This is a genomic window from Streptococcus oralis (assembly GCF_001579175.1).
Classification (GTDB): domain Bacteria; phylum Bacillota; class Bacilli; order Lactobacillales; family Streptococcaceae; genus Streptococcus; species Streptococcus oralis_O.
On record NZ_KQ970759.1, the window covers coordinates 133608 to 151564 of the forward strand.

The following is a 17957-nucleotide window of genomic DNA, read 5'->3' on the forward strand; positions in this document are numbered from 1 at the left end:
TGACTCAGGGAGATTGGGGCTTCAAGCAAATGGTTCTCCAGCTTCTGACCTTACCTGAAAGAGATGTCTATATCATCAGCAATATGTCGACCATTGCCTTTGGTAGTTTTGGAAGCTACAGGAAAGAAGGTGGCAGAGTTCTCTCAGGCGAGGAACTCCATCGACACGTTGAAAAACTTGTGGATCAATCAGCTGAATGGCAACGAAACCACTATGACATGTGGTACAACATTTTAAGTCCAAACAGGAAAGACACTCTATTCAGACGGGTGATCGTTACAGACGGTTTCTTTCTTTATAATGATAAAGGTCATCAATATTGGGCTCCGCGTAATGATAAGACCTCTGTTGCTATGTACAATTTCTTTGGCCCTGCTGGAAAGTATCACGGAGACAATGGACTAGGAGCCTTTGCCAATGGTTATGAAGTCTTCTACGTCTATGACCAGATGCTGGGAGCTTCTGGAACCATGGTCTATACCCATGAAATGACCCACAACTCGGATGGTTCTATCTATTTTGAAGGACATGGTCGCCGTGAGGGTGAAGGACCTGAGAGCTTTGCTACAGGAATGTTAGAGTCTGTAACCAATGTTAGCGAAAAAGGTCTCGTTCTCAATAGTTTCTATCAAGGAGATAAAGATTCAACCTCTCGTTACCATACCTATGATCCTGTTGCCCGATTCTCCTCATCAGACGCTTTACGGGATTACATGCATGGAGTCTTTGATGTGCTGAACCTTCTCGATTATGTAGAAGGGGATATTGTTACTGGTGTTCTAACTGATCAACAGAAAATGAAATGGTACCGCAAGGCTGAAAATTATAAATTTGAGAATACGTCTTATGGTAAGAAAGCACATGCTGATGATCGCATTGTCCCTATAACAGCCGAAGAAGCAGCTAAATTAAAATCTGTCGATGCTCTGGTTGATCATAATATCATTGGTCGTCGCGATGGTTGGGATACAGCTAGTTTTGGACGAAATGGCTACTATGTCATCAATATGTTTGCTTCCTTCTATGCAGCTCTGGACAATCCAACTGGTGCACCTGGGGGGCTTATGTTCCGCCGTAGAGCCTATGAATTGCTCGGAGACAAGGGTTACCAGCAAGGATTTGTCCCATATGTATCTGGCCAATACGCTGGCCAAGCGCTTAAAGAAGGTCATAAGACATACTCAATCTGGAACAGAGGAGATGTCGGAGTAGTTGGAGATGATCTGGTTTTCAAAAATCTCTATGGTAGCCAGTATGAATCATGGAAGGATTTGAAGAAAGCTATGTTGAATGAGCGATACAACAAGGCTCAAAACTTCCTTCGTCCTATCACCATCGAGTTTGAAGCCGGAAAACTAGATAGCAAACGACAAATTACGATTTCTTCTTATGAGGAATTACAAGATTATATGTACTTAGCAGTACTAGCGGATGCCTCAGCTAAGAACATTGATCGTGCCTTATCAGACAGCTCTAAGAGCAGTGTCGCCCAACTCAAGTATCGTATTTTCAATGCTTATCTACGTGCCACAGATGACTTCAGACAGTCCATCTTTGAAAGATAGATACGAAAAAAGAAGATCCAAGTGATCTTCTTTTTTAGGGGAACGGCTTGCTTAGTACAAAAACGAATGAATTCACAAATAAATTGATATATGATATATTTCTTGCTCGAAATGTCTGTTTAGAAATTTGAAATCATTCATCATCTAGTATCCTCATTTTGAAATTCCTTTTGTTTTTCATGAAAATATGATAAAATGATAGCTGTACAAATTTTGAAGGAGATTCGGATGAAAACAAATACACTTGCTCGCGTAAATGCGATTTTTGGTCTTATTTCAGGTATTGTCTTACTGTTGGCTCCAGTTGTTATATTTATGATAGCTGTCGGTGCTGCTGCGGCAACGGAGGACTCAGATGCAACAGTTGGGCTATTGACGATTTTTTCAATTATTTTATCATTGGTGAAAATTGCAATCTTGGTTTTAGGAATTGTGGCTATTGTTTATTACAAGGATGATAAACGTGTAACTCCTGCACCGTCTGTCTTGTTTATCGTAGGTGGTGCTGTTGGATTAATCCCATTCTTGGGCTGGGTAGGAGGAATTCTGACAATCATTGGTGGCTCCCTCTACTTTGGACTTTTGAAAAAGTTCGAGATTCAAGAATAATGACTTTTTGTTAGGAATATTTTTAAATAAGAGAAGGCGCTTAGCCTTCTTTTTTTGTCATCAAGCAGGGGTAAAATTGACAGGATAAATAAGCTTTGACATTCGTGAAATCTAAAGCATTTATTTGAGACAAGGAAGTATTTTTATAGTATAATGGTGGATGTGAAATACCTATATCAAAATATAATACTAGTTATTTTCTTGATAGAGGTTGAAAAGTTGAGAGGATATAGAATGAAAAAGATTTTTGGAGAGAAGCAGCATCGTTTCTCCTTACGAAAATTAGCAATTGGACTTGTGTCAGCTTCGATTTCAAGCCTATTTTTTGTGTCCGTTGCGAGCAGTGGGACCGTATTTGCTCAAGAAAATGCAGCTGTTCACTACAAATATGTGACGGAAACGGAGCTGAGTGGGCAAGAAAAGGACTTGATTGTTAAGGATATTCCGAAAATTGCTGAAGATAGTGAGAGTACCTATTATCTAGTCTACCGTATGGATGAGAAAGCTCAGCTGGGTCAGTTGCCCAATACAGGGGGGCAGAATAGCCTTACTAGTGTTTTAACTGGTGGAGCCTTGGCTTCGATTGGCCTTCTTATTTTTGTAGTGTCGAAGAAGAAAGGCAAAAAGAAAGCCCTTTTGAATGTGATTTTGGTAACAGGGATGGGCAGTGGTTTGGCTTCTTCGGTTCAGGCTATTGAAAATCAGCTTTTGCTCCAATACAATCAGGAATACCAATTATCCCAAGGAGATAGTCTGCCTTTGCCACGCGCCTTATCGGGTTATACCTACCTAGGCTATATTAAGCAAGACAAAGAGATTAATCAGCAAGAAACTGTTGCTAGGGATCAGAAACTTGACTATACGGTTCAACCTCATTTCCAAGCCAACGAAGGTGGACAAAGGGCAGGAGATGAGCAGAAAATACCATCTCCTACACTCCCTGCTGAAAAACCAATCCCTTCTCAAGATTCATCCGATCCAAAACCGTCCGGTCTTGCTAGTATTGATCCTCAGGATGAAGTCTTGGCTGGTCGCGTGAACAAACCAGAGCTCCTATACAAAGACCAAGAAATTGTAACCAAACTAGACTTTTCAGAAGTGGTTCAAGAAAATTCAGAACTAGCAGAGGGAACCATTCGTGTCAAACAAGAAGGTCGTGCTGGGAAGAAGATTGAACTTGTTCGCATTTTCACTGTTGAAAACCAAGAAATTTCTCGGGAAGTTCTATCAACTAAATTAGAAGAATCCTTGCCACGTATAGTAGAAAAAGGGACTAAGAAGGCAGTTGCTCCGAGTGAAGCACCTCAGTCTGCAAGAAAAGGAGAGCCTGAGACTCAGGCTACATTACCAGAATATACAGGCGAGCAAGCGGGAGCGGTTGTAGCCCCAGAGACAGCTGAAAAAACAGAATATACAGGCACCCAAGCAGGAGCAGTCGTTGAACCCGAGCAAGTTGCTCCATTGCCTGAGTATCAGGGAACTCAAGCTGGTGCCATCGTTGAGTCGGAAAAAGTTGAGCCGAAGGTTGGGGGCGTCCAGTCAGGGGCTTTGGTGGAACCAGAAACGACTGACAAACCAGCCTATACAGGCGAGCAGTCTGGAGCAATCGTAGAACCTGAACAGGTGACACCAACACCAGAATATACAGGAACTCAAGCGGGAGCGATTGTAGCCCCAGAGACAAGCGAAAAACCAGAATATACAGGTGAGCAATCTGGTGCAATAGTAGCTCCAGAGACAACTGAAACACCAGAATATACAGGAACTCAAGCAGGAGCCATCGTGGAACCGGAACAAGTCGCTCCTCTTCCAGAATATACTGGCAATACCGAGCAAGTAAAACCGGAAGCTCCGACAGAAAAACCAAAAGAAAAAGATCCAGAGAAGACGCTTGAGCTAAGAAATGTTTCGGATCTGGAGTTGTATAGTCAGACCAATGGTACTTACAAACAACACGTTTCTTTAGATGGTGTCCCAAGTAATCCAGACACTTACTTTGTCAAGGTTAAATCTTCGTCATTTAAAGATGTCTATCTACCAGTTTCTTCAATAACGGCTGAAATAAAAAATGGGCAGCCAGTTTATAAAATCACAGCCAAGGCCGAGAAACTCCAGCAGGAGCTAGAAAATAAATATGCTGACAATTTCACCTTCTACCTAGCTAAGAAGGCTAGAGAGGAAATGACAACCTTTACTTCCTTTAGCAACCTAGTCAATGCTATCAAGCAGAATCTCTCTGGAACTTATTATTTGGGAGCTAGCTTGAACGCTAACGAAGTGGAGTTGGGTCCTGATGAAAAATCCTATATCAAGGGCACCTTTACTGGTCAGTTGATCGGTGAAAAAGATGGCAAGCAGTTTGCTATTTACAATTTGAAAAAGCCTCTGTTTGAAACCTTGAATGGCGCCACAGTAGAAAAATTGAGTCTGAAAAATGTCACCATTTCAGGGAAAGATGATATTGGTTCACTGGCCTATGAAGCCCAGAATGGCACAAAGATTCAGCGAGTTCACGTCGATGGTGTTCTGGCTGGTGAACGTGGCATCGGTGGTTTGCTGGCAAAGGCTGAGCAATCAAGTATCACAGAGAGCAGTTTCAAGGGAAGAATTATCAACACTTATGAAACGACTGCTGCCTACAATATCGGTGGTCTGGTCGGTCATTTGACAGGAAACAGAGCTTCGCTGACTAAGTCAAAAGCGACAGTGGCTATTTCATCCAACACAAATACTTCAGATCAGACTGTGGGTGGTCTTGCAGGTCTTGTAGACCAAGATGCGCAGATCCAGCATAGTTATGCTGAGGGTGATATTAACAATGTCAAGCACTTTGGTAGAGTCGCTGGAGTGGCAGGCAATTTGTGGGATCGAACTTCTGGTGATGTAAGGCATGCTGGAAGTTTGACCAATGTCCTTAGTGATGTCAATGTAACCAACGGGAATGCCATTACCGGTTACCACTACAATGGAATGAAGGTGAAGGACACATTCAGCAGCAAGGCCAACAGACTCTATAATGTCACCTTGGTCAAGGACGAAGTCGTCAGCAAGGAATCCTTTGAAGAAAGAGGAACCATGCTAGATGCTTCCCAAATTGCAAGCAAGAAAGCAGCAATCAATCCTCTCACTCTACCTACAGTGGAGGCACTCTCAACAAGTGGCAAAAAAGACAGTGATTTTTCTAAGGTGGCTCATTATCAAGCTAAGCGCGCCTTGGCTTATAAGAATATTGAAAAATTGCTACCTTTCTACAACAAGGCAACCATCGTCAAATACGGAAATCTGGTCAATGAGAACAGTCTTTTATATCAAAAAGAACTCTTGTCAGCAGTCATGATGAAGGATAACCAAGTCATCACAGACATTGTTTCTAACAAACAGACTGCAAACAAACTCTTGCTACACTACAAGGACCATTCATCTGAGAAGCTGGATCTCAAGTACCAGAATGATTTCGCCAAATTAGCAGAATATAGTCTAGGAAATACGGGGCTTCTCTATACGCCAAACCAATTCTTGTACGACCAAAGCTCCATCATCAAACAAGTCTTACCTGACTTACAAAAGGTGGACTACCACTCAGAAGGAATCAGAAAGACACTCGGTATTTCTCCAAAAGTCGAGCAGACTGAGCTCTACCTTGAAGACCAGTTCACCAAAACAAAACAACATCTGGAAGACAGTTTGAAAAAACTCTTGTCAGCAGATGCTGGACTTGCCGGTGATAACCCAGTCACCAAGGGCTATCTTGTATATAAAATCAAGCGCAACAAAGAAGCCTTGCTACTTGGCTTGACCTATCTGGAACGTTGGTATAACTTTAGCTATGGTCAGGTGAATGTCAAAGACCTGGTTCTGTACCATCTGGACTTCTTTGGTAAGGGAAATGCTTCGCCACTCGATACTCTGATTGAGTTGGGTAAATCTGGCTTTAACAATCTTCTAGCTAAGAATAATGTCGATACTTATGGTATCAGTCTTGCTAGCCATCATGGAACAAAAGATTTGTTTAGCACGCTAGAACATTACCGAAAAGTCTTTCTACCAGAGAAAAGCAACAATGACTGGTTTAAATCAGAGACTAAGGCTTATATCGTCGAAGAAAAATCCACTATCGAAGAGGTGAAAACGAAGCAAGGACTAGCTGGCACCAAGTATTCTATCGGTGTTTATGATCGCATTACGAGTGCCACATGGAAATACCGCAATATGGTCTTGCCTCTCCTGACCTTGCCAGAAAAATCCGTCTTTGTCATCTCAACTATGTCTAGTCTAGGATTTGGAGCTTATGATCGCTACCGTAATAGTGACCATAAAGCGGGCAAGGCTCTCAATGACTTTGTAGAAGAAAATGCGCGTGAAACAGCCAAACGTCAGCGAGATCACTACGATTATTGGTATCGTATTTTAGATGAACAATCACGTGAAAAACTCTATCGTACGATTCTCCTTTATGATGCCTATAAGTTTGGTGATGACACAACATCAGGAAAACCTACAGTGGAGGCTAAGTTTGATAGCTCCAATCCAGCTATGAAGAACTTCTTTGGCCCAGTTGGCAATAAGGTAGTACACAACCAGCATGGAGCCTACGCTACAGGGGATGGTGTCTACTATATGTCTTACCGTATGCTAGACAAGGATGGAGCCATTACTTATACCCATGAAATGACCCATGATTCGGATCAGGATATCTACCTTGGCGGCTATGGTCGAAGAAGTGGTTTGGGACCAGAGTTCTTCGCAAAAGGCTTATTGCAAGCCCCTGACCAACCAAGTGACGCAACCCTCACCATCAACTCCATCTTGAAACACTCAACATCAGATAGTACAGAGGACTCCCGTCTGCAAGTCTTGGATCCGACAGAGAGATTCCAAAACGCTGCAGATCTTCAGAACTATGTCCATAATATGTTTGACCTCATCTACATGCTGGAATATCTCGAAGGGCAGTCAATTGTTAAGAAACTGAATGTTTACCAGAAAATGGCAGCTCTCAGAAAAATCGAGAACAAGTATGAGAAAGATCCAGTAGATGGAAATGAGGTTTATGCCACTAACGTAGTCAAAGAATTGACAGAAGAAGAGGCAAAGAGACTAACCAATTTTGATAGTTTGATTGATCATAACATCTTATCATCTCGTGAGTACCAATCTGGCGACTATGAGCGAAATGGCTACTATACGATTAAACTCTTTGCTCCAATCTTTTCAGCTCTCAGCAGTGAGAAAGGAACACCTGGTGATCTTATGGGACGTCGGATCGCTTACGAACTTTTGGCTGCCAAAGGCTTTAAGGATGGAATGGTACCTTATATCTCAAATCAATACGAAGAAATTGCCAAACAAAAAGGTAAAACCATCAATCTCTATGGTAAAACACGAGGATTGGTGACAGATGATCTTGTATTGGACAAGGTGTTTGAAGGCAAGTATGCATCTTGGGCTGCCTTTAAGAAAGCCATGTATAAAGAACGTGTGGATCAGTTTGAAAACTTAAAACAAGTGACCTTTAAAGATCCGACAAAACCATGGCCAAGCTATGGGATCAAGACCATCAATCAAGTGACTGAATTGCAGGCCCTCATGGATCAAGCTGTTCTCAAGGATGCTGTAAGTCCTCGTTGGAGCAACTATAATCCAGAGTATGACAGTGCCGTTCATAAGTTGAAGAGAGCAATCTTTAAAGCCTATCTTGACCAAACAAACGACTTCAGAACCTCTATTTTTAAGAAATAAGGGGTGGAAAATGAAAAGGGAGGATCGACAGATCTTCTCTTTTTATGTCCGGATGTCTGAAAGCTGGTAGGCGATTTGTTTGTGACGGAGAAGGTCTTTTGTTTCTGGAGCAAATATGGTAGAATGATAGCTACGAGAGAAGGAGGTTTTTATGGAGAGAGATAGATTGGTTCGACTCAATTGGAGACTGGGCATGGTGGCAGGTATAACCTTGCTTTTGGGACCTGTTCTACGATTTTTGCTATCCTATACTGGGGCCATCATCTATAAAGATCCTTCAAAAATGCTGGTTGTTACGGTTGCCTTTTCCCTGCTCCTGACATTTTTTAAGATTTTGATAATTGCATTAGGAACCTTTATGCTAATCTATTTCGAAGAGGATCAACAACTTCGAATGCTGCCATCTATTTTATTTATCATTGGTGGCGTGCTGGGATTTCTTTCAGCGACCGAGTGGATAGGAGGATTTCTAATCATTAAAGGCGCTGTTTCTTTTTCTAAATTTTTGAAAGAAGTCCGTGGCCTTGTCTGATAGTCTAGTGAAACAACCCATTTGTGTAATGACATCAAAAAGTTAGACAAATAATTTAGGTGAAGGATTTAGTTCTGTATTAACAGTACTAAGTGCTTTTCAAACTCTACTAGTTTTGCATCTTACTTCTGGTGGAACACCTGTTGTCAGTGTGGTAGTATTTGAAAAAGCTAATCTTGAAAATTGCAAAGAAACAATTGAAGGTCTCATTCATAATCGTTACAATGATACTAATGTAACTTAGAATACTGATCGTTTAATTGATGCTTTAAATAACAAATAATTGCAATTGTTTCTTGATTGAATATCGCGAATTAATAATAACTAGATGAGAGGACACTGTTCTCTCTTTTTAATTGATTTTAACTAGCTTTTTTGTGAAAAATTGTGTAAAATAGAATAGATAAACGAGGGAAACCTCGAAAAATAAAAGGAGAATCCATCTAATGGTAAAATTGGTTTTTGCTCGCCACGGTGAGTCTGAATGGAACAAAGCTAACCTTTTCACTGGTTGGGCTGATGTTGATTTGTCTGAAAAAGGAACACAACAAGCGATTGACGCTGGTAAATTGATCAAAGAAGCTGGTATTGAATTTGACCAAGCTTACACTTCAGTATTGAAACGTGCGATCAAAACAACAAACTTGGCTCTTGAAGCGGCTGACCAATTGTGGGTTCCAGTTGAAAAATCATGGCGCTTGAACGAACGTCACTACGGTGGTTTGACTGGTAAAAATAAAGCTGAAGCTGCTGAACAATTTGGTGATGAGCAAGTTCACATCTGGCGTCGTTCATACGATGTATTGCCTCCAAACATGGATCGTGATGATGAGCACTCAGCTCACAATGACCGTCGTTACGCTTCACTTGACGACTCAGTTATTCCAGATGCTGAAAACTTGAAAGTGACTTTGGAACGTGCCCTTCCATTCTGGGAAGACAAAATCGCTCCAGCACTTAAAGATGGTAAAAACGTATTCGTAGGAGCTCACGGTAACTCAATCCGTGCCCTTGTAAAACACATCAAACGCTTGTCAGACGACGAAATTATGGACGTGGAAATCCCTAACTTCCCACCATTGGTATTCGAATTTGACGAAAAATTGAACGTCGTTTCTGAATACTACCTTGGAAAATAATCTATAAACAGAAAGCCTAGGATTCCTAGGCTTTTTGTTTTTGCTTCTGGTTTCCAACTAGTTGAAAAAGCGTTATAATGATAGTAAAGAGTGACTTGATTGTAAGAAAAGTAGATATGCTTGAAACCCTGAAATCAGTAGAGTAATTCAAGGTTTTAAACAGTAAATCAGTTGACAAAGTCCCTGCTTCTTGGTAGAATAAGAACTGTCGGAAAGACAAATAACTTCTTCTTGGTTACAGGCATGCCAACCTGTCACTCGGATGAAGCCAAATAAAAAGGAGAAACATCATGGCAATCTCAAAAGAGAAAAAAAATGAAATCATCGCACAATATGCACGTCACGAAGGTGATACAGGTTCAGTAGAGGTTCAAGTTGCTGTCCTTACTTGGGAAATCAACCACCTTAACGAACACATCAAACAACACAAAAAAGACCACGCTACTTACCGTGGATTGATGAAGAAAATCGGTCGCCGTCGTAACTTGCTTGCATACTTGCGTAAAAACGACGTTAACCGTTACCGTGAGTTAATCAACTCTCTTGGACTTCGTCGCTAATCTTGCGTCTAAAACGTTTCTATACTTCGTTGGCTTCAGCTCGATGTACCATTAGTACAATCTTCGCCTCGTCGCCTAGTCTATAAACGTTTTATCCAGCAAGACTTGAGCTCTCTGATATTCAGAGAGCTTTTTTACTTTTGTCACCCTACCTCGATATACTAAAGTATTATCTTCGGTTACGGTTTCTAGCACTGTAAGGTAAAATAAACCAAATCATCTCCCTTTGGGGAGATTTTTTGTTTCACTAGGATTCTGGCTCTAGTTCAAATCAGCTCTCTGTTATCAGAGGGCTTTTTTATTGAGGTTTTATCGGTCACAATTTTGGAGACTACAAAAACCAAGCCGTCAGGGTATGTCTTAATCATTTCGTTTTATCGGTCATAATTTTGGAGACTACAAAAACGTAATGTTATCCATTTAATTGTAGCTTCGGGTTTTATCGGTCATAATTTTGGAGACTACAAAAACCTCAAATGGTATCAGCTAATGACACCATGAAGGTGCGCAGTTACTCGGCTTTTCAAGTCGAGTAGCTGTCTGCAAGCCCCCTCGGAGAGCCCACACTTTACGAAGTAAAGTATAGTATGTTATACTTTACATGGAAGTAGTCACCGAATTTCAGTTAGAAATTACTTTGTAACTACGTTTTGAGGAGGAGTAAAATGCTTTCCTACGTTCGACATTACCCACTAGCGATAGCTAAATTAATGTGTCTGTGCTCTCCTAAAATCTGCTGATTTATTACTGACTAATACAGGAGGCTTTTATGGGACAGACAATCATATCTGCTATTGGTGTTTATATTTCCACCAGTATCGATTATTTAATTATTTTAATTATTTTATTTGCACAGCTATCACAGAATAAACAGAAATGGCATATTTATGCGGGGCAATATCTAGGAACAGGCTTACTTGTAGGGGCGAGTTTAGTTGCTGCTTATGTCGTTAATTTCGTGCCTGAAGAATGGATGGTTGGATTGCTTGGTTTAATCCCTATCTATTTAGGGATTCGCTTTGCAATTGTTGGAGAAGGTGAGGAAGAAGAGGAAGAAATTATTGAAAGATTAGAACAAAGCAAGGCAAATCAACTGTTTTGGACAGTTACATTGCTGACAATTGCGTCTGGCGGAGATAATTTAGGTATCTATATACCTTATTTTGCTTCGTTAGATTGGTCACAGACCCTCGTGGCGTTGCTTGTGTTTGTAATCGGCATAATTATCTTTTGCGAGATTAGTCGGATGTTATCCTCTATTCCGTTAATACTCGAGACAATTGAAAAATACGAGCGAATCATTGTGCCCATAGTATTCATTCTACTTGGACTATACATCATGTATGAAAATGGCACGATAGAGACTTTTCTGATCGTGTAGATTTTTTTGTTTCACTAGGATTTTAGCCCGGGCTCAAATCAGCTCTCTAATTTTAGAGGGCTTTTTATGTTGTCACTTTACCTCGATATACCCAAGTATAATCTTCGGTTACGATTATTAGCACTGTAAGACCAACTATATTTATTTTTCTCATCTTGTTCCATTGTTGAAAATATGCTATACTTTTCATGAGAATTTTCTAAATTTTTAAGATTCTATCAAAGGAGGTTTGCATGCTTTCCAAATTTTCTGGAAGCCGACAAGACCAGCAATTTGTGTTACTTTTAGTTATTTTGCTAGGTATTTTAGGGATTTCTCTCTTTCTAGCAGTTTCAATGGGATCTGTTGCGATTGATCTAGGAGATACCTATCGGATTATTTTGAGCAGGTTAGGATTTCCTCTTGAGATAGGAGAGGTTTCCAAGTCTACTCTTGCCATTGTATGGAACATGAGATTCCCCCGAGTATTGTTAGGTCTGATAGTAGGGGCTGGACTTTCTATGTGTGGTAGCGTGATGCAGTCTACAGTGAACAATCCCATCGCAGAGCCCTATGTCTTAGGAATTTCTGCGGGTGCAACTCTAGGGGCAACTTTGAGCATCATTCTTGGTTTAAAATTGGTGATTAGCCTTGGAGCTTTCCTTGGAGCTATTTTGGCAACAATCGCTGTCCTCATCATTGCCTCTATGCAGGGCAGGATAACGACTTCTAGTCTGATCTTATCAGGAACGGTGGTCAATGCTCTCTTTCTGGCATTTTCCAACTTTATTATCTCAGTTGGCGCTAATGCGGACAGTGTGATGACTATTAAGTTTTGGACCATGGGTTCGCTTGCTGGGACTACTTGGTCTGACTTAGTCCTGCCAACTATAGTAGTAGGATTGGCCTTTCTATTTTTCGCTACTCAGTATCGTGTTTTTAATGCGATGATGATGGGAGATGAGGCTGCTTTAACTTTGGGAATTCCCTTACGCTTCTATTGGTATCTTTACGTGACCGTGGTGGCTGTGCTGACAGCTGTCTTAGTGGCAACTTGTGGGATTATTGGATTTGTTGGTCTGATTACTCCTCACTTAGCTCGAGGGTTAGTAGGAACGAATTACAGGAGGCTTTTTCCTATTGCGACCTTACTGGGTGCCCTCTTTGTGGTCTGGGCAGATGTACTCTCTCGTATCATCATTCCAAACGCTGAGTTGCCGATTGGCATTTTCACAGCCTTAGTAGGAGCTCCCTTCTTTATCTACATTGTTGGAGGAAGACGAAGGGAGGTGAGGGCCTGATATGGACTTGATTTGTCAGGATGTTCACTTTGGACTAGGAGAGAAAAAAATCCTCAAAGGAGTTTCTCTTAAGGTTGAAGGGCATCAATTTCATACGATACTAGGACCAAATGGAAGTGGAAAAACCAGTCTGCTTAAACTCCTCTATCGTCAGGAAAAGGCGGACAAAGGCTTGATAAGCCTTGATGGAAAGAAGCTGGAGCATTGGTCACTCAAAAAAACGGCTAAGCAGATGGCAGTTGTTACCCAGTTTAATCAATTGCAGTTTGATTGTACAGTTGAGGAAATCGTCTTGCTGGGAAGAACTCCCCACCTCTCTTTTTTACAGAAGGAAAAGGAAAGAGATTATGCCCTCGTTCAAGATGCTCTCGTCAAGGTGGATATGCTTGAGAAGAAAACTCGTCTCTATTCGTCTCTGTCAGGGGGGGAGAAACAACGAGTCTTATTAGCTCGCGCCTTGGCGCAAGAGCCGTCTCTCTTGCTCCTGGACGAACCAACAAATCACCTGGATATCAAGTATCAGCTAGACTTGTTGGCCATTGTGAAGAATCTCAAGGTCAATGTTTTAGCTGTCCTACATGATATTCAACTTGCTTGTCGCTATTCGGATTATCTCTATCTGATGAAAGAGGGAGAAATCCTTTACCAAGGGACTCCAAAGGAGACCATCACCCCTGAGTCATTGCAAACTGTATACGGAGTTCAAAGTCAGGTTACTTGGACCGAGGATCAGCAAGCTATGATTCACTATTTATAAGAATGAAAAGGAAAACAAGATGAAAAAAACACTAAGCATTTTACTCGTAACAGTAGCTACCCTAACCATGGCAGCTTGTGGCAACACTACTACAGAAAAAGCTACCACACAATCTAGCTCAGAAACAAGTCAAAAGGCCAGCACAGAGACAACTTATCCACTAACGGTCAAAACCTATGACGCTAAAGGGAACGAAGTCGAACAAGTTTTTGAGAAGGCACCTGAAAAAGTTATCACCAACAATCTGTCAACCACTGAAATCTTATTGGAGTTAGGCTTGAAGGATAAAATTGCTGGTATGCTTAACCCTGATAATGCAGTGACGGACAAATACAAGGACGCGATTGCGACGATTCCTCAAATCGGTGATAAAAAAACAGTCTCACAAGAGACAGTCCTTTCTTATGAGCCAGACGCTGTGATGGGTCGAAACATGATGTTTTCTGAAAAATCCTTGGGAACAGTTAGCACTTGGAATGAAAACAAAATCCCAGTCTATACGCAAAAAGCTTCTCTCTCAACGATTCAGCAAGATTTGGGGAATATTGTAGAAGATGTCAAAAATCTTGGAATGATTTTTAATGTTCAGGACAAGGCTAATGAATACGCAACTCAATTACAAGCTAAAATTGATGCTGTTAAGAAAGCAAACCCAGCAAGTCAAGGTGAAAAGAAAAAGGCTTTGATTATGGTTGCTTATAACGACGAAACCTTCGGTGCTTACAAGTCTGCTTTGCAAGAAAGCCTGCTAAATCAACTTGGTTATACCAACGTTGCAACGGGAACATCAGGCTTGACCTTGGAGAATCTCGTGTCAATGGATCCTGAATTGATTATCTATGTAACTAGTGACCGCAATAAAAAATTGGATGCCAATGCAGTAGAGTTGATGAAAGCAAATGAAGTTTTGGAAAACGTTCCTGCTATTAAGAATCAAAAAATCATGACCATTTCTTACGATGAGTTGATGGACTATGGTCCAGCAGTAATTGATTCCCTTGAGAAAATCAATGACTTTATCAATAAATAATGAGTTTGATTGGGAAGGAATCCAAGTTAAGGTCAGCCTTCCTTCGACCTATGACCCCAATCAAACCTATCCAGCAATTCTCTTGAATGATGGAAACTTGGATTTCCTATCTTCCCTTTCAGAGTCTGTGATTTTAGTGGGTTTGACCTCTAAAAATCGCCTAAACGACTACACTCCATGGAAGGCAGCTGCTCTGAGAGAGGGGGCTCCAGATTTTGGCGGTCAGGCAAATGCCTATCATGGTCATTTATTTGGAGGTCTTTTAGACAAGTTGCAGTCGCTTTATCGCCTGGACAAAAATCGCCTTGCCTATGGAGGTTACTCACTAGGTGGTTTGGCGGCCGTTTACAGTCTTTTCCGTTTTGATAAGGTCTCTTGTATCTTCTCTATCTGTGGTTCCTTTTGGTATCCTGATTTTGTGACTTATTGCAGGGAAGAAAAGGTGAGAAATTTAGATTGTTTGCTGTATTTACAGAATGGTCAAACAGAAGGAGCCCATCATACCAATCGCTTGGCTCAAGCACCAGTCTATGCTGAGCAGATCCATACTAGCCTTCAGAAGCACTATCCGGCTGGTCAGTTTGTCTTTGATTCTTATGGACATCATGAGCAAGTGGTTGAGCGATTTCTAGTCTTTTCCAGCTGGTTGGCCCAAGAATGGGAAATTGCATAAAAGAAATATCCCTTGGTAAAAGCCAAGGGATAATTGTATTTTTTAACCAAGAGACTCTCTCTTCTTATCTGGATTCCAGATAAAGCTTGCGATGAAGGTGAAGATAATCGTTAGGATACCAACAATCACAGCAAGGAAGAGGGCAGGGATACGGACAAACCACCAGAGTGGATTTGGTTTTTTATCATTGTGCCATTGCTTGGTTTCTTGGTCCAAACGTTGGAATTCTGCTTGGATACGGTCTGCAACCATTTCAATCCCTTCATCATTCATTTTCTTGATGTCTGAGATATCGATAGGATTTCCAAAGTTCATATCCACACGTTCACGGCTAACCAAACCTTTCAAGGTCATGGGACCAGTATAGGTAACTGGCATGATACGGACCTTAGCCATCTTGGCAATCAGAGCAACTCCGCCTTTGACATCTGTCGAGTGGCGACTACCACTAGGAAACATGATGAGAGAGCGGTCGCTTTTTTTGAGGACGTTGATAGGGTACTTGATGGCAGAGGCACTAGGTTTTTCCCGGTCAATAGGAAAGGCGCCACACATACGGATCCACCAGCCAAAGATGCGGTTGTTAAACAGCTCTTTTTTGGCCATAAAGATGAACTGTTTTGGCTTGGTCGCAAAAGCCATGTAAACTGGATCCCACCAGGTACGATGAGGAGCGACGAGGATATAGTTTTCATCTTGACTAGGGATTTTATCCGTATTGTGATAGTGGGCATTGCCATTGATGGACCACAAGATCAGCATGACTAGTCCACGTAAATAAGTATAAAACATGAGATCTCCTTCGATTGTATTGCTTTTATTATTATACCTTATCAAAAGACTGATGGCAAACTTTTTCAGTTGACAGTGGACAGTTTTAGATGGGATTAGAATTCTTTTAAAAAAAATGATATGATAGAATTTATGGATAAAAATAAGATTATGGGATTAACCCAAAGAGAAGTCAAGGAAAGACAGGCTCAAGGTTTGGTCAATGACTTTACCGCATCAGCCAGTACCAGTACTTGGCAAATCATCAAACGAAATGTTTTTACACTTTTTAACGCGTTGAACTTTGCCATTGCCTTGGCGCTAGCTTTTGTGCAGGCTTGGAGCAATCTGGTCTTCTTTGCCGTTATTTGCTTTAACGCTTTTTCTGGGATTGTGACCGAGCTGCGAGCCAAACACATGGTGGACAAGCTCAATCTCATGACCAAGGAAAAGGTCAAAACCATCCGTGATGGTCAAGAAGTCGCTCTCAATCCTGAAGAATTGGTTCTAGGAGATGTCATTCGTTTGTCTGCTGGAGAGCAGATTCCTAGTGATGCCTTGGTTTTGGAAGGTTTTGCGGAAGTCAATGAAGCTATGTTGACGGGTGAGAGTGATTTGGTGCAAAAAGAAGTGGATGCCTTGCTTTTATCAGGGAGTTTCCTAGCCAGTGGCGCAGTTTTGGCTCAAGTTCACCATGTCGGGGCAGACAACTATGCTTCAAAACTCATGCTGGAAGCTAAGACAGTGAAACCGATCAACTCCCGTATCATGAAATCGCTGGACAAGCTAGCTGGTTTTACTGGGAAGATTATCATTCCCTTTGGTCTAGCTCTCCTGCTTGAAGCCTTGATGTTAAAAGGCTTGCCTCTCAAGTCATCCGTTGTAAATTCGTCGACAGCACTTTTAGGTATGTTGCCTAAGGGAATCGCCCTTTTGACCATCACTTCGCTCTTGACTGCGGTGATTAAGCTGGGCTTGAAAAAGGTCTTGGTGCAGGAGATGTACTCTGTCGAGACCTTGGCGCGCGTGGATATGCTCTGTCTGGACAAGACGGGCACCATCACCCAAGGAAAGATGCAGGTGGAGGCTGTTCTTCCTTTGACCGAAGAGTATGGTGAGCATGCGATTGCCAGCATTCTGACCAGTTATATGGCCCATAGTGAGGATAAAAATCCGACAGCTCAAGCTATTCGCCAGCGTTTTGTGGGAGAAGTTGCTTACCCTATGATTTCCAATCTGCCTTTCTCTAGCGACCGCAAGTGGGGGGCTATGGAGTTGCAAGGTTTGGGAACTGTTTTCTTAGGTGCACCTGAGATGTTGCTGGAAAATGAAGTCCCTGAAGCTAGAGAGGCCTTGGAGCGAGGTTCTCGTGTCTTGGTCTTGGCTCTCAGTCACGAAAAACTAGCCCACTACAAGCCACAAAAACCATCTGATATTCAAGCCTTGGCACTGCTGGAGATCTTGGACCCGATTCGAGAAGGAGCCGCTGAGACGCTGGACTATCTCCGTTCTCAGGAAGTGGGCCTCAAGATTATCTCTGGTGACAATCCAGTCACTGTTTCCAGCATTGCCCAGAAGGCTGGATTTGCAGACTATGACAGCTATGTAGATTGCTCGAAAATTACGGATGAGGAATTGATGGCCATGGCGGAGGAGACTGCGATTTTCGGACGTGTTTCTCCTCATCAAAAGAAACTACTGATCCAAACCCTGAAAAAAGCGGGTCATACAACGGCTATGACAGGAGACGGTGTCAATGATATTCTGGCCCTTCGTGAAGCAGACTGCTCTATCGTGATGGCTGAGGGAGATCCTGCGACTCGTCAGATTGCCAATCTGGTTCTCTTGAACTCAGACTTTAATGATGTTCCTGAGATTCTCTTTGAAGGCCGTCGTGTGGTCAATAACATTGCCCGTATTG

13 protein-coding genes are annotated in these 17957 nt (G+C 41.8%); 12 read left to right on the plus strand and 1 reads right to left on the minus strand.

The annotated features are described in order from the left end of the window. The 11 genes from SORDD24_RS00700 to SORDD24_RS00750 form a co-directional block, all read left to right on the plus strand. The coding region (locus SORDD24_RS00700) for a ZmpA/ZmpB/ZmpC family metallo-endopeptidase (protein WP_269139581.1) at window positions 1-1565 on the plus strand (1565 nt) is incomplete at its 5' end. Window positions 1566-1793: 228 nt separating this feature from the next. After that, a complete protein-coding gene (locus SORDD24_RS00705) occupies window positions 1794-2174 on the plus strand; it encodes a DUF4064 domain-containing protein (protein WP_061406636.1) in 381 nt (126 codons plus the stop codon). A 234-nt stretch (window positions 2175-2408) separates the two neighbouring features. After that, the gene (locus tag SORDD24_RS00710) at window positions 2409-7913 is read left to right on the plus strand and encodes a ZmpA/ZmpB/ZmpC family metallo-endopeptidase (protein WP_061406638.1); all 5505 of its coding nucleotides are present in this window, start codon (window positions 2409-2411) and stop codon (window positions 7911-7913) included. 151 nt (window positions 7914-8064) lie between these two features. Beyond that, complete coding sequence (locus SORDD24_RS00715; RefSeq protein WP_061406640.1) at window positions 8065-8445, plus strand: hypothetical protein; 381 nt, start codon at window positions 8065-8067, stop codon at window positions 8443-8445. 446 nt (window positions 8446-8891) lie between these two features. After that, entirely contained in the window at window positions 8892-9584 is a 693-nt protein-coding gene (locus tag SORDD24_RS00720) for a phosphoglycerate mutase (RefSeq protein ID WP_061406642.1), read from the plus strand. A gap of 290 nt (window positions 9585-9874) precedes the next feature. Continuing rightward, on the plus strand, window positions 9875-10144 hold the full coding sequence (rpsO, locus tag SORDD24_RS00725) for a 30S ribosomal protein S15 (RefSeq protein ID WP_001018251.1): 270 nt from the start codon (window positions 9875-9877) through the stop codon (window positions 10142-10144). A 769-nt stretch (window positions 10145-10913) separates the two neighbouring features. Then, on the plus strand, window positions 10914-11525 hold the full coding sequence (locus SORDD24_RS00730) for a CadD family cadmium resistance transporter (protein ID WP_061406644.1): 612 nt from the start codon (window positions 10914-10916) through the stop codon (window positions 11523-11525). Between the two features lie 233 nt (window positions 11526-11758). Then, window positions 11759-12805 (plus strand): FecCD family ABC transporter permease, encoded by a 1047-nt coding sequence (locus SORDD24_RS00735; RefSeq protein WP_061406645.1) that lies wholly within the window; start codon window positions 11759-11761, stop codon window positions 12803-12805. A 1-nt stretch (window position 12806) separates the two neighbouring features. Next, on the plus strand, window positions 12807-13562 hold the full coding sequence (locus SORDD24_RS00740; RefSeq protein WP_061406648.1) for an ABC transporter ATP-binding protein: 756 nt from the start codon (window positions 12807-12809) through the stop codon (window positions 13560-13562). A 19-nt stretch (window positions 13563-13581) separates the two neighbouring features. Beyond that, window positions 13582-14592 carry an ABC transporter substrate-binding protein gene (locus SORDD24_RS00745; RefSeq protein ID WP_061406650.1) on the plus strand — a complete coding sequence of 337 codons (1011 nt, stop codon included), beginning with the start codon at window positions 13582-13584 and terminating at the stop codon, window positions 14590-14592. Next, on the plus strand, window positions 14573-15265 hold the full coding sequence (locus SORDD24_RS00750; RefSeq protein WP_061406652.1) for an alpha/beta hydrolase-fold protein: 693 nt from the start codon (window positions 14573-14575) through the stop codon (window positions 15263-15265). Before SORDD24_RS00745 ends, SORDD24_RS00750 begins: the two co-directional genes overlap by 20 nt. A 42-nt stretch (window positions 15266-15307) precedes the next feature. On the opposite strand, the gene SORDD24_RS00755 is transcribed toward SORDD24_RS00750, so the two are convergent. Continuing rightward, entirely contained in the window at window positions 15308-16057 is a 750-nt protein-coding gene (locus tag SORDD24_RS00755) for a lysophospholipid acyltransferase family protein (protein WP_061406654.1), read from the minus strand. Between the two features lie 132 nt (window positions 16058-16189). Between SORDD24_RS00755 and SORDD24_RS00760 the strand changes: the two genes are divergently transcribed. After that, on the plus strand, window positions 16190-17957 hold a 1768-nt coding region (locus tag SORDD24_RS00760; RefSeq protein WP_061407844.1), incomplete at its 3' end, for an HAD-IC family P-type ATPase.